Origin of the sequence: Mycobacteroides sp. CBMA 271, assembly GCF_009729205.1 — a bacterium.
Taxonomy (GTDB): Bacteria; Actinomycetota; Actinomycetes; order Mycobacteriales; family Mycobacteriaceae; genus Mycobacterium.
In genome coordinates, this window is record NZ_VTHB01000005.1 from 396,476 (window position 1) to 408,110 (window position 11,635).

The 11,635-nt window shown below is 62.2% G+C and carries 14 protein-coding genes; 10 read left to right on the forward strand and 4 right to left on the reverse strand.

Annotated features, from left to right (window positions below; translation table 11 throughout):
• The first annotated feature begins 20 nt into the window (after window positions 1-20).
• The 3 genes from FZI91_RS15730 to FZI91_RS15740 are packed head-to-tail and all read left to right on the forward strand — an operon-like array spanning window position 21 to window position 1,956.
• Window positions 21-470 (forward strand): ArsI/CadI family heavy metal resistance metalloenzyme, encoded by a 450-nt coding sequence (locus FZI91_RS15730; RefSeq protein ID WP_162526440.1) that lies wholly within the window; start codon window positions 21-23, stop codon window positions 468-470.
• Window positions 467-1,552 (forward strand): ACR3 family arsenite efflux transporter, encoded by a 1,086-nt coding sequence (gene arsB, locus FZI91_RS15735; protein ID WP_155939933.1) that lies wholly within the window; start codon window positions 467-469, stop codon window positions 1,550-1,552. The genes FZI91_RS15730 and arsB overlap by 4 nt, the downstream gene beginning before the upstream one ends.
• Complete coding sequence (locus tag FZI91_RS15740; protein WP_162526439.1) at window positions 1,549-1,956, forward strand: arsenate reductase ArsC; 408 nt, start codon at window positions 1,549-1,551, stop codon at window positions 1,954-1,956. The genes arsB and FZI91_RS15740 overlap by 4 nt, the downstream gene beginning before the upstream one ends.
• Here the strand turns inward: FZI91_RS15740 and FZI91_RS15745 are convergent.
• Window positions 1,953-2,582, reverse strand: a complete 630-nt coding sequence (locus FZI91_RS15745; RefSeq protein WP_155940141.1) for a helix-turn-helix domain-containing protein — start codon at window positions 2,580-2,582, stop codon at window positions 1,953-1,955. The two genes, FZI91_RS15740 and FZI91_RS15745, sit on opposite strands and share 4 nt — an antisense overlap.
• Window positions 2,583-2,663: 81 nt before the next feature.
• Between FZI91_RS15745 and FZI91_RS15750 the strand changes: the two genes are divergently transcribed.
• The 4 genes from FZI91_RS15750 (at window position 2,664) to FZI91_RS15765 (ending at window position 6,335) form a co-directional block, all read left to right on the forward strand.
• Window positions 2,664-3,560 carry an alpha/beta fold hydrolase gene (locus tag FZI91_RS15750; protein ID WP_155939935.1) on the forward strand — a complete coding sequence of 299 codons (897 nt, stop codon included), beginning with the start codon at window positions 2,664-2,666 and terminating at the stop codon, window positions 3,558-3,560.
• Window positions 3,561-3,831: 271 nt separating this feature from the next.
• Window positions 3,832-4,260: a cellulose-binding domain-containing protein gene (locus FZI91_RS15755; protein WP_155939937.1), complete on the forward strand. Its 429-nt coding sequence runs from the start codon at window positions 3,832-3,834 to the stop codon at window positions 4,258-4,260.
• 426 nt (window positions 4,261-4,686) lie between these two features.
• Window positions 4,687-5,142 carry an Rrf2 family transcriptional regulator gene (locus tag FZI91_RS15760; RefSeq protein WP_155939939.1) on the forward strand — a complete coding sequence of 152 codons (456 nt, stop codon included), beginning with the start codon at window positions 4,687-4,689 and terminating at the stop codon, window positions 5,140-5,142.
• Entirely contained in the window at window positions 5,139-6,335 is a 1,197-nt protein-coding gene (locus FZI91_RS15765) for a globin domain-containing protein (RefSeq protein WP_155939941.1), read from the forward strand. Before FZI91_RS15760 ends, FZI91_RS15765 begins: the two co-directional genes overlap by 4 nt.
• Window positions 6,336-6,390: 55 nt before the next feature.
• Here the strand turns inward: FZI91_RS15765 and FZI91_RS15770 are convergent, their stop codons facing one another.
• On the reverse strand, window positions 6,391-7,644 hold the full coding sequence (locus FZI91_RS15770; protein WP_155939943.1) for an oxygenase MpaB family protein: 1,254 nt from the start codon (window positions 7,642-7,644) through the stop codon (window positions 6,391-6,393).
• A gap of 260 nt (window positions 7,645-7,904) precedes the next feature.
• Between FZI91_RS15770 and FZI91_RS15775 the strand changes: the two genes are divergently transcribed.
• Complete coding sequence (locus FZI91_RS15775) at window positions 7,905-8,495, forward strand: TetR/AcrR family transcriptional regulator (RefSeq protein WP_162526438.1); 591 nt, start codon at window positions 7,905-7,907, stop codon at window positions 8,493-8,495.
• A 56-nt stretch (window positions 8,496-8,551) separates the two neighbouring features.
• Here FZI91_RS15775 and FZI91_RS15780 read toward each other — a convergent pair whose 3' ends face one another.
• On the reverse strand, window positions 8,552-9,391 hold the full coding sequence (locus FZI91_RS15780) for a LysR family transcriptional regulator (RefSeq protein ID WP_162526437.1): 840 nt from the start codon (window positions 9,389-9,391) through the stop codon (window positions 8,552-8,554).
• Window positions 9,392-9,496: 105 nt separating this feature from the next.
• Here FZI91_RS15780 and FZI91_RS15785 point away from each other — a divergent pair, with 105 nt between their 5' ends.
• Entirely contained in the window at window positions 9,497-10,063 is a 567-nt protein-coding gene (locus tag FZI91_RS15785; RefSeq protein ID WP_155939947.1) for an NAD(P)H-dependent oxidoreductase, read from the forward strand.
• A 19-nt stretch (window positions 10,064-10,082) separates the two neighbouring features.
• On the opposite strand, the gene FZI91_RS15790 is transcribed toward FZI91_RS15785, so the two are convergent.
• A complete protein-coding gene (locus FZI91_RS15790; RefSeq protein ID WP_309224164.1) occupies window positions 10,083-10,676 on the reverse strand; it encodes a GNAT family protein in 594 nt (197 codons plus the stop codon).
• Window positions 10,677-11,009: 333 nt separating this feature from the next.
• Between FZI91_RS15790 and FZI91_RS15795 the strand changes: the two genes are divergently transcribed.
• The gene (locus FZI91_RS15795) at window positions 11,010-11,579 is read left to right on the forward strand and encodes a TetR/AcrR family transcriptional regulator (RefSeq protein ID WP_162526436.1); all 570 of its coding nucleotides are present in this window, start codon (window positions 11,010-11,012) and stop codon (window positions 11,577-11,579) included.
• The last annotated feature ends 56 nt before the right edge of the window (window positions 11,580-11,635 follow it).

Genomic DNA, 11,635 nt, shown 5'->3' on the forward strand with positions numbered 1-11,635 from the left:
TAGTTGTGGAGGTGGCTCCGGTGTCCCGTATGCAGCTGGCCCTGAATGTTGATGACCTTGATGTGTCAATTCAGTTCTATTCAAAGCTGTTCGGAGTGGAACCGGCGAAGCAGAAGCCGGGTTATGCGAACTTCGCCATCGACGAACCGCCCCTGAAGTTGGTGCTGCTGGAGAACCCGGGGCGCGGCGGCACCATCAACCATTTGGGGGTGCAGGTGGACTCCAGCGAACAGGTGCACGCCGAGATCGCACGCCTGACCGAGGCGGACATGTTCACCGAGGAACAGATCGGCACCACGTGCTGTTTCGCCACCCAGGACAAGGTGTGGGTGACCGCACCAGACCATGAGAAGTGGGAGATATATACGGTTTTGGCCGATTCGGAGACCTTCGGCACCAATCCCGAATTGATCACCCAAGACGGCAGCGACGACCCCGCCTCGGCACCGTCGTGCTGCTCTCCTCGATGAGCCAGACAAAACTCTCGACGCTAGACCGGTTCTTGCCGGTGTGGATCGGTGTCGCGATGGCCGCGGGACTGCTGCTCGGCCGCAACGTCCCTGGCCTGAACACAGTCTTGGAAAAGATTCAGGTCGACGGCATTTCACTGCCAATCGCGGTCGGCTTGCTGATCATGATGTACCCGGTGCTGGCCAAGGTTCGTTACGACCGGCTCGACACCGTCACCGGAGATCGCAGGCTGCTGATCGGCTCCCTGGCGTTGAACTGGGTGCTCGGTCCGACGCTGATGTTCGTATTGGCGTGGCTGCTGCTGCCCGATCTGCCCGAGTACCGCACCGGCTTGATCATCGTTGGCCTGGCGAGATGTATTGCCATGGTGATCATCTGGAACGACCTGGCCTGCGGAGACCGCGAAGCTGCCGCCGTCCTAGTGGCGCTCAATTCGGTGTTCCAGGTATTGATGTTCGCAGTGCTGGGCTGGTTCTATCTGTCGGTGTTGCCTGGATGGCTGAACCTGCCCCAAACCGAGATCAGTATTTCACCCTGGCAGATCGCCAAATCGGTACTCATCTTCCTGGGTATCCCGCTACTGGCCGGGTACCTGTCGCGGCGCCTCGGAGAGAAGGCCAAGGGCCGCAATTGGTATGAGTCGAAGTTCCTGCCGGTGGTCGGCCCGTGGGCGCTGTACGGGCTGTTGTTCACCATCGTGATTCTCTTTGCCCTGCAAGGTGATCAGATCATTGCCAAGCCGTGGGACGTGGCGCGGATTGCGGTACCGCTGCTGGCGTATTTCGCGATCATGTGGGTCGGCGGCTACCTGCTCGGCGCGACGCTACGGCTCGGGTACTCGCGCACTACCACGCTGGCGTTTACTGCGGCGGGGAACAACTTCGAGCTGGCCATCGCGGTCGCGATCGCCACCTACGGCGCCACCTCCGGTCAAGCCCTCGCGGGCGTCGTCGGCCCCCTCATCGAAGTCCCGGTCCTGGTGGCCCTGGTGTACGTCTCGCTGACGCTGCGGCATCGATTCACGCCCGAACCCGAACATGTTTCACCTCCTAATGCGCACAAGGAAGCAGCAGAACGGTGACCGACGGAAAACCGACAGTGCTGTTCTTGTGCACCCACAACGCTGGCCGCTCGCAGATGGCCCTCGGCTACTTCACACATCTCGCCGGGGGCAACGCCATCGGAATGTCGGGAGGCTCAGAACCGGCCGACCAAATAAACCCGGCCGCAATCGAAGTCATGCGCGAAGTCGGCATCGACATCACTGGCGAGTACCCCAAACCCTGGACCGATAAAACCGTACAGACGGCCGATGTCGTGGTCACCATGGGTTGCGGAGACACCTGCCCGTACTTTCCCGGGAAGCGGTACGAGAACTGGGATCTGGCCGACCCCGCTGGACAATCCGCCGAGGCGATCCGCCCCGTCCGCGACGACATCGAACAGCGAGTTCGGGTACTGCTCAAGGAACTCGGCGTCCGTTAGGCAGCGAAGGCGGTTCGGGCCGCAGCCTCATCGCCGTCGACCTCGACCAGCCCGAGGGTGCGCGCGTCGTTGAGGGGGAGTGCGCCGGCGGCGAGGCCGAGGATGTAGACGGGGTCCGCGCGGACGGTGGCGTCAAGGTCACGCCCATCGTGCACACCGACCTCGAAGCCCGAGCGCGTCGCGCGGAGCTGAAGACGTGGGCCGCCGATCTCAAGGCCTATCGTCACCGAGGAGCGAATCTTGACCCGGGTGTTGAGCAGGGCGGGGACGGCAAGAGCGAGCCACTCGGGGCGGAAGGTGTCATCGTCGGCGGGGCCGCGGACCATAAGCGGGGTAGACCAGCGGAGCAGACTCTCGATCGGCTGGCGCAGTTCGGCACCCCACGGCGTAAGAACGTACTCGACCACACTGCCCTCGCCGGTTAGTCGCCGCTCGATCACCCCGGAGGCCTCGAGGTCGCGGAGCCTGTCGGCGAGCAGGTTGGTCGCGATGCCGGGGAGGCCGTCGCTTAAGTCACGGTAGCGAGCAGGGGCAATGAGGAGCTCGCGGATGATCAGCAGATTCCAGCGGTCGCCGACGATCTCCAGAGAGCGGGCGAGCCCACAGTATTGGCCGTAGCTACGCATCATTCTCCCTCATGCTTGATTATCTAAAGTAAGCGTGACATGCTCAAGTCTACCTTGATACCGAGCCAAGAGGGGGCCCGCATGGCCGAGACCACCAAGAACGCACGACCGTCCTGGGTCGACAGCCGCCTGTTCCCGTTCGAGAGCCGATTCGTCGACATCGATGGGCACGCAGTGCATTACGTCGACGAGGGGTCGGGCCCCACACTGCTACTCCTGCATGGCAATCCGACCTGGTCGTTCCTCTGGCGCGATGTGATCTGCGCGCTGCGCGCAGACTTTCGGTGCATCGCCCTCGACTATCCGGGATTCGGGCTGTCCGCGCCGAAGCCCGGCTACCGTTACCTTCCCGAAGAGCACGCAGAGGTGGTCACCGGGTTCATCGACGCGCTCGGCCTTAACGGTGTCACTCTGGTTGGCCAGGACTGGGGCGGCCCGATCGGGTTGGCTGCCGCCCAACAGCGGCCTGGTGTCTTCGACCGACTGGTGCTCGCCAACACCTGGGCATGGCCGGTCAACGGCGTCTTTCACTTCGAGTGGTTTTCTCGCATCATCGGTGGTCTTCCGATGCGCTTCCTGGCCCAGCGCCTGAACCTACTCGTCAACGCCTTCATACCCATGGGCCACCGAAGGCGTAAGCCAACTCTCGGCGAGATGGCCCACTATCGCCGGGCTTTGGATACCCCAGAGGGGCGCCGGGCCTCCGCCGTGCTCCCCGGCCAGATCATCGGTAGCAAGACCTTCTTCGCCAAGGTCGAGGCCGGCCTGGCGGAACTCAACCACCTGCCGACACTGATCGTGTGGGGCACTGCCGACATCGGCCTCCGCACCCAGGAGCGCGAACGGCTGGAAGCGACGTTCCCTAACCACCAGACCGTGATCGTCGAGGGCGCAGGCGCATACGTGGAGTCGGATGCGCCCGACGAGTTCGTCGCCGCGATCCGCAACTGGACAGGAACACCGCGTGTGGATGGCTGACGTTCTCACGGTTCAGAAAGAGTCGTCACCGGAATCGAGTTCGTCGATTACGGTTCAGGCGTCGCCAACTTGGGGCTGATCGTAAGAAATCTGCACTAGCACAGCACTTTTCAAAGTGAATCCAGCCTGAGGGGCGTTCGACCCCGGACCGAGGCGAAGTTCGGGGTCGAACGAGGTTAAATTTCATGACGGTCTCAGTTGAGCAAAGGTACTGCAGCGTAGCCGCGATGCGTGAGCCGACATCGCACGCCTGGCTTTAATGTTGGCTGCTATGGCCAGACTTGACAGGTACGTGAAACGATGGCGTGCAGCACTTTCCGTAGCCCCGTCGGCGTTGGTCCTTTCCGTCCTCGGGCTCCCCGGCGCGCCCGTTGCTCACGCGGCTGCGGTCACGGCGACGTTGTCGGTGACTTCGACGTGGCAGACCGGTTTTATCGCCCGTTTCACCATCACCAACTTGAGCACAGTGCCGCTAAGCGATTGGAAGCTTGAATTCGACTTGCCGATGGGAGAGTCCGTCCAACACACCTGGAGTAGCAGCCTTGCACAGTCTGGCACGCACTACGTTCTTGGCCCCGCGAATTGGAATCGCACCATCGCACCAGGCGGTTCCGCTACAGGTGGCATGAGAGGCGTGCTGAGCGGTTCCTACACACCACCGTTGAATTGTGTTCTCAACGGGCAATACCCTTGCAGCTGAGGGCGACTGCGCAGCAAGGCTCGACCACGTAGCTCGCGCGCCAATGGTGGATCTCGTTGAGCACAGGTGATTGCGATCGCCTCCTGCTTCGGCGATTTCCTGCTTGGCCGAGTACACCGGCGGTCAGGCGACCAGCCAGGGTGATGACGACGGACTTGCCCTGAGTTCGAACCTCATTGTCGAATCTCCTTGTTCCTGATCATGCCTGAGGGCGTTGTGCGCGATCGGCGAGTTCGTTCTCGGGTTGCGCCGCGGTATCAGTACCAAACCTAGGTGGGTTCTCGGAGACGCGCAGTGCTGCAAAGTTTTTCATTGCATCGAGGGTCCACCTCCATGCCGACCGCGGGGCAGAATTCGTCGCCGCCCCAGGGTGTCAAAAGTCACTTTAATATGCATATTTTATACTTATTAGGTAGCGTCTGGTGCATGCAGCTGACCAAGTTCACCGATATCGGTCTGCGCATCACGATGTTGCTGGCGGCCCAAACCCATGAGCGTCAGCTGCTGACCGCTGATGTGGCCGTCAAGCTGGGGGTTCCGTATACGCATGTGTCCAAGGCGGTGGCGCGGCTCGGCGCCTTGGGGGTCGTGGAAACCGTCCGAGGGCGCCACGGCGGAATACGGATCTCAGAAGCCGGGCTGCGCAGTCCGGTGGGGTGGCTCGCATCCGGCCTAGAAGGGGAGCGGGAGGTCATCCCATGCGAGGGGTCAGCCGCGTGCCCGTTGAGTAAGGGCTGTCATCTGCGCAGCGCGTTGCGGGTGTCGCAGTCCGCCTTCTACGACAAGTTGAACGACTGGACAGTGCAGGATCTCGTAGCGGCGCCGACGGGGCCGCTGCTGCGAAAACTACCGTTGACCATCACAGAAGGGGCCACCCGATGATTTCTGCAGAATCGTTGACGACCGTCAGAGCCACCGCATCGGTGGTCGCCGGCGCACTCGATGACATCACGCCGAAGTTCTACCGCAGCCTGTTCACTGCGCATCCTGAGCTGGGACGCAACCTCTTCAATCGGAGCAATCAGGCCAACGGCGATCAAGCCCGAGCATTGGCCGCATCCATTGTCGCGTTCGCCGAACTTCTCCTCGAGGACAACGGCGACCGCTACGGCGTCGTGCTTGACCGCGTCGCCCATAAACACGCATCCCTGGGTGTGGTGGCCGATCAATACCCTGTCGTGTACGAGCATCTGTTTTCGGCGATCGCCGATTCGCTCGGTGAGGCGGCCACACCGGCCGTGGTGCAGGCCTGGACCGAGCTTTACTGGTTGATGGCCCACGAACTGATCACTCGGGAGCGTGAGCTCTACACCAGCGCAGGTGTGGCGGCCGGCGACATCTGGAGACAAGCACGCGTCACGGCGCGGTCCCTCGAATCGGCAGATGTCGTCAGCCTGGAACTGGCCCCCCTGAACGGGAAATTTCCGGACTTTCTCCCCGGACAGTACATCTCGGTCCAAGTGCAGCTGGCCGACGGTGCACGACAAAGCCGCCAATACAGCCTGGCGCACAGCTCATCACAGGGCAGCTGGCGCATCGCAGTCAAACGTCTACCCGGCGATGGCGCCATACCAGCGGGCGAGGTATCAAACTTCATCTACGAGAACGTGTTCGAAGGCGATGAACTTCGCATCTCCATACCCGCCGGCGAACTCACGCTCGATGAATCCGGGCGCCCGCTCCTGCTGATTTCCGCAGGAATCGGCTGCACACCGATGCTAGGGATGCTGCATCACCTGGTCGCCGAGCAGTCCACCCGAGACATCCGCGTGCTGCACGCGGACAGAGCTATGTCGTCCCATCCGTACCGACATGAGCTGACATCGCTGGTGGACCGGCTGCCCAATGCGCGCCTGCACAGCTGGTACACCACGCTGCAGAAGGACCGCGTAGGCGCGACCGCCGGACGCATGATCCTTGGCGAGCAGATCGCAGTCGATCAGCAGTCCGTCGCGTTCATCTGCGGGCCCCGCCCGTTTATCCGACACGTCGCCGACGCACTTGCACTCAAAGGTGTTGCCGCCGAAGACATCCGCTATGAACTGTTCGGCCCGCCACTCTTGGCCAAACTCTAGCCGCCCCTCCCGAGAGCTGACCGTCCATGCCGATCTCCGGTGCAACGCTTTCCGATTAGCGCTGAAGCTCCGGTGCGGTGAATTGTTCGGTCTCATTGCCCAGCGCCCATGCGTGCCAGCGTTCCCATGCATGCATGTTGATTGACTGCCAGAGGCGGTCGACCGGCGGGCAGACCCTTCGGGCGGCCTCAAGCGCCAGAGTCAGCGGGATTCGGGCCGCGAGGTATACGAGCCCAATTCCCGGCGCCGGGATGTGGTGCTGTCGGCGAATGCGGGCTCTGACATATAGGCGTGCGTGCGCCGCCTGCACCCGAAGGTGCGCGGCCGCGCGCAGGCGATCGCCAAGGCGTGCATTCGGAGCGGGGGAGAATGAGGGCACGAATGACTCAATCAGCTGCCGACCGTTTTCCCCCGAATCATAGGATCGTGCTGTACCGAACATGTAAAGGATGCGAATGCCGTCCCCTAAATTCGTGGGGTAGATCGCGTCGCACCGTACGCCGAGCATGTGCCCGAGGTACCTACTGAAATGCATGCAGGCCTCGATCTCACGCTTAGACGTTATGTGGCCCAACGCGCACAGGCCCAGACCCGGCGCCACGCTCCCGCCCATGAGCGTGAGGAGCATCTCCGCTTGGCTGATTGGCAAGCCCCACCGCTCGGCATCCCATTCGGCGTGCTGTCGCACGCCCTTCCGAATGCTGACATGCATGATCCGAACCTTCATTGATATTGCGCGGGCGCGGGAGCCCGGAGTCAACGCGGCGCCGGGTTTGCACGACTCGATCCACCAGCGGCTTGTTTCCAGGTAGCGGTGTAGCGCGCTCTGTCCGGCATAGCCGCCTGCCAGCACGAGGGGGACAGCGAGTGATCCCTCCGTGTATGTATCCATCGTCGCGGCATTTGCCATGGCGCCCATGTGATAAGCCCACCGGCGCCATACAGCTGCGCCGGCCTCTACGAGTTCGGGGTTGACCCACTCTGGAATGTTTTCGAATTCGGCGAACAATGCACGCATCGATTCAGGCGCTTCTGGAACATCATCAACCGAACCGGCGAGAGCACGGTCGACGAGTTCGTTGGTCTTCTCGCGTCCCATTTCGCCGTAGATCGTCTCGGCCACAAACTGTTCGGCCACCGGATCACCGACGGTGCGAAGGCGGGCCCACTCGGACGCAACCTCCGGGCGTGGGAAAACGTCGAAGCCGGTCAGACGTTTTATCCGCCGCCTCTGAGCCGATGCGTCACTGGATCGAGAACGCTCTTCCCACCGGAAGGCAGTGGGTGTCGAGTTTTCAACACTGACCATGAGAATCTCCATTTGTAGTAGCGCGACTGACAGTTCCCGTTTTGCAGAGTTCCCCGACCGGCCAGAATTCCGCATCGGTGTTTTCAGTTTCTTTGCAGGACAGAGCTTCTCGCCGAATGCTCCGAGTGTGGTAGGCGACACAATTTCCTCGGAGCCCGCTCATCCGTCACCCGACTCCGGTGTTGCGATCGATGTAGCAGATTCCATGTCGACAGAATAAGATGAGCGATAACTCACCTTCTACTCTAATTGGATCGATCATGCCTAGAGGCCGTAACCTGGTACAACAGCGTGCACACAATTCTCGCGAGCGGATACTGGAGGCCGCAGCTCACCTTTTTGCACAACAGGGAATCGCAGGCACGTCCACCAACAGGATCGCTCAACAGGCCGATATGAGCATCGGCTTGCTATACCGATACTTTGCGAACAAGGAGGACATCGCGGCCGTTCTTCAACGCAGACTCGCCAAGACCCTCGAACGGAATTTCACGCAGGTCGTGTTCGCGACCATCACCCTTGAGCCCGCCGAGGCGGTCGCGCAATGCCTTAGTGTCATCACCGAGACACTCAGCGAGCACAGCGATTTGGTGCGCGCGTTCGAATCCGAGGGAACGCGGGTCGGCATCTTCGGAGGAGTCGAAGAGAGACTCCAGATGCTGACGCGGACGTACCTCCTGCAACACCTGGGGCCGCTGCCGGATTCCGAGCTTGAGGCGCGTGCGTTTGTCCTCGCCACTGCAGGCCTCGCGATGAGCTACCGGATCGGTGTTGCAACGCCGCCAGGTATCTCACAGCAGCAGTTGACGACCGTTACCGCCAAGATGCTGTCCACCCTTGCCGTTCCGTAATCTCTAGGCCGACATGGCAATCCAGATTCCGCCACGTGTCCGTGGCGGATTGTCGGCTATAGACATGTCGCGGCGCGGACTAGGTCGGCTACGGCTTGGGATCGACTGTGTGGCGGCCAGGCGATGACGGTGGTAACGGCTGGTGCGTCCGTCACCACCACGATGGCATGAGCATCGCTCAACGCTGACCGGACCGACTCTGGCACAAACGCGTAAGCCCGTCCGAGCGCGATCAGCTGGAACAGCTGGGTGTGATCGCGCACCTGCGGGCCAGTGCCGTCGCGATAGCTCCCGTCCGGTCGTGGCCAGCGCGGCAGCGGCAGGTCAATCAGGGCGTTCACCTCGGCGGTCGATATGTGTGGCCGGTCAGCGAGGGGATGGCCCGCGGGGAGGATGAGGACCTGCCGTTCGGTGTGCAGGTCCTCGACGTCGAATCCCGCCGTGCTGTCGTAGGGCCGCTGGAGTAGCGCGACATCGGCGCGCCCGTCACGTAGCAGTCTTTCCTGCTCGCCGGGTCCACACAGCACCACCTCGATCTCGACAGCGCCGGGTTCCGCAGCGTAGGCCGCCAGCAGCCTCGCCAACAGCTCACTGGAAGCTCCGGCCTTCGTCGCCAGCACCACACCGGGCTTCGCGGTGGCGGCGCGGCGGGTGCGGCGCGCAGCGGCGTCGGCCGCGTCGAGCGTGGCCCGGGCCTCCGCCAGCAGCACCTGCCCGGCCGCCGTGAGAGATATTGGGCGGGTGCTGCGGTGCAGCAGTATCACTCCGAGTCGCCGTTCGAGCTGCTGGATTGCCCGCGACAGCGGTGGTTGCGCGATCGCTAGCCGATTCGCCGCTCGTCCGAAGTGCAACTCCTCGGCGACAGCGACGAAGTATCGCAACTCTCGCGTCTCCACCAGGGCATCGTATCCGCCCCTCACCAGGATCGATACCTGTGGAGTATCGCGGCCCACCCAGTTGGTCTTAGACGGCTCACGTGGTCCCGCGCCAGGATCGACGGCATGAGTGAGCAGACGATCGCTAACGTCGCGGTGATCTACTACAGCGAGACCGGCAGCATCAAGCGGATGGCCGAAGCCGCCGCCGAGGGCGCAGCCAAGGCGGGGGCCGACGTGCGCCTACTCCCAGCCGACGAGGCCCGCACCGACGACATCGAATGGGCCGACGTCGTCCTGTTCGGGACGCCCAGCCACTACGGCACAATCGCCGCTGGACTCAAGACGTACATCGACAGCACCGGCGACCTGTGGCGGGCGGGCAAGCTGGCCGACAAGGTATACGGGGCCTTCGTCTCCAGCGCGAGCACGCACGGCGGTCAGGAGACGACCCTGACGAACTTCACGACGATCTTCACCCACTGGGGCGGGATCATCGTGCCGCCCGGCGCCACCGCCCCGGTTCCGATAGCCCAGCAGCTGCAGTGGGGCAATCCCCACGGGGCCGGGCACGTCGCCGGCTTCGGCATCCCGCCCACGGAGTACGCCTTGGACGCCGCACGCTACCAGGCCGGGCGCGCAGTCAAGGTGGCCGCTCAGCTGACGTCGATATCGCCGGGTTCCGCGGCGTAGGTGTCCGTGGGCTAAGCCGCTAACTCCGAATCCGCTCTTGCAGCAGTCCTTTGGTGTTCGGCCAATCGTCATCGATCAGTGAGTACTGGGCAGTGGTCCGCCAGGTGCCATCCGGCCGGGGGAACTGCTTGCGCAGCACCCCCTCAAAGGTAGTGCCCAGCTTGAGGATCGCGGCTCGCGACTGCTCGTTCCGCTCGTCGGTATGAAAGACCACGCGAACGGCATCGAGCTGCTCAAAGGCATACTGCAACAACAGATACTTCGTTTCCGGGTTCACCCCATCGCCGTGATTGGCTGCCGAGTAGAACGTGGCCCCGATCGCCAGCGAGCGATGGTAAGCGTTGATGTCGTAGAAGCTGGTAGTCCCGACGATCTTGCCCGACCGCCGATCTGTCACCGAGAACGCGAATCGGTCGGGTGTGTTCAGGGCGGCAGTGATGTAATCCTGCGCCGATGGCACATCCCGCGGCACGACCGTCCATTCGAAGGCGACCGGGCGATCCACAGCAGCCGCAAGTCCGGTGGCGTCCTCCAACGCCAACGGAACCAGTCGAACCCGCACACCCTCTAACGTCGGTCGACCGACCCATTCGGCCGCATTGATGCCCAACACATCAACAACGTTAGCAACAGCGACGACACCAACGGTGGCTAGTTTTCAGGTGTCGGTACCTTGGCCGGCGCTCGCGGGCTCGCATAGCAAGCACACAGGTCGTCGTGCCCGCCAAAGACAGATGGCCAGTACTCCCGTTCCTCCAACGGAAGTTCGCAATAGCGGCACGGTAAATCACGTAATCGATTGATTAACAGCGTAGTTGGGTGAATTATCCAGCGATCGATGTCGCTGCCGTATGTTACATATTGCCAAACATGTCATCATGTGTGACCCTAGCCGGAACATGTAACATGTCTCGCAGTTGAGACGGTGATGAGAGGTGAGTATTCGGTGGTCAAAAACTGGCTGACAGGTGATGATCAGGCATCGATTGCGGCCGACCAGATTCTCGACGCGGCGGGGCGGTGCTTTCTAGAGTTTGGTGTCGGCAAGACCACGATTGGTCATATCGCCAGCGAGGCCAACTGTTCGAGGATGACGATCTACCGGTACTTCGATGACCGCGATGCTCTGCGCACCGCGTTCGCACACCGGGAGGCGCAGCGGATCGGCACCGATGTCGCCACAGCGGTGAGACGCATCCGCAATCCCGCGAAGCGTCTGATCGACGCAGTCATGCTGGCAGTGACAATGGTGCGCGAAAACCCCGCTCAATCAGCATGGTTCAGTGGTGAAGACCTGCAGATCGGGCGAGACTTCGCCATGTCTTCAGAGGTGATTGGTGCGATGATCCGCGCGTTTCTTCATGACGAGTCCGCCGAGGCCCGAGAGCGGGCTCAGTATTTGTCGCGCATCATCTTGTCACTCCTGATCGTTCCCGGCGATACCGCTGAAGATGAGCGCCGCCTTCTTGAGCGATTCGTCGCGCCGATTGTGCTGTCGGAGGGGGCGAGGGCATGACGGTGTCTTTTTCGTTCCCCGACACTCGCGTTTTGGTGACGGGTGGCACCAGCGGC

What these genes read in the sequence shown, in the direction of transcription:
- FZI91_RS15750 (WP_155939935.1), top strand. Translation starts at nt 2,664, where the DNA reads ATGGCCGAGACCACCAAGAACGCACGACCGTCCTGGGTCGACAGCCGC.
- FZI91_RS15765 (WP_155939941.1), top strand. Translation starts at nt 5,139, where the DNA reads ATGATTTCTGCAGAATCGTTGACGACCGTCAGAGCCACCGCATCGGTG.
- arsB (WP_155939933.1), top strand. Translation starts at nt 467, where the DNA reads ATGAGCCAGACAAAACTCTCGACGCTAGACCGGTTCTTGCCGGTGTGG.
- FZI91_RS15755 (WP_155939937.1), top strand. Translation starts at nt 3,832, where the DNA reads ATGGCCAGACTTGACAGGTACGTGAAACGATGGCGTGCAGCACTTTCC.
- FZI91_RS15785 (WP_155939947.1), top strand. Translation starts at nt 9,497, where the DNA reads ATGAGTGAGCAGACGATCGCTAACGTCGCGGTGATCTACTACAGCGAG.
- FZI91_RS15745 (WP_155940141.1), bottom strand. Translation starts at nt 2,582, where the DNA reads ATGCGTAGCTACGGCCAATACTGTGGGCTCGCCCGCTCTCTGGAGATC.
- FZI91_RS15760 (WP_155939939.1), top strand. Translation starts at nt 4,687, where the DNA reads ATGCAGCTGACCAAGTTCACCGATATCGGTCTGCGCATCACGATGTTG.
- FZI91_RS15770 (WP_155939943.1), bottom strand. Translation starts at nt 7,644, where the DNA reads ATGGTCAGTGTTGAAAACTCGACACCCACTGCCTTCCGGTGGGAAGAG.
- FZI91_RS15775 (WP_162526438.1), top strand. Translation starts at nt 7,905, where the DNA reads ATGCCTAGAGGCCGTAACCTGGTACAACAGCGTGCACACAATTCTCGC.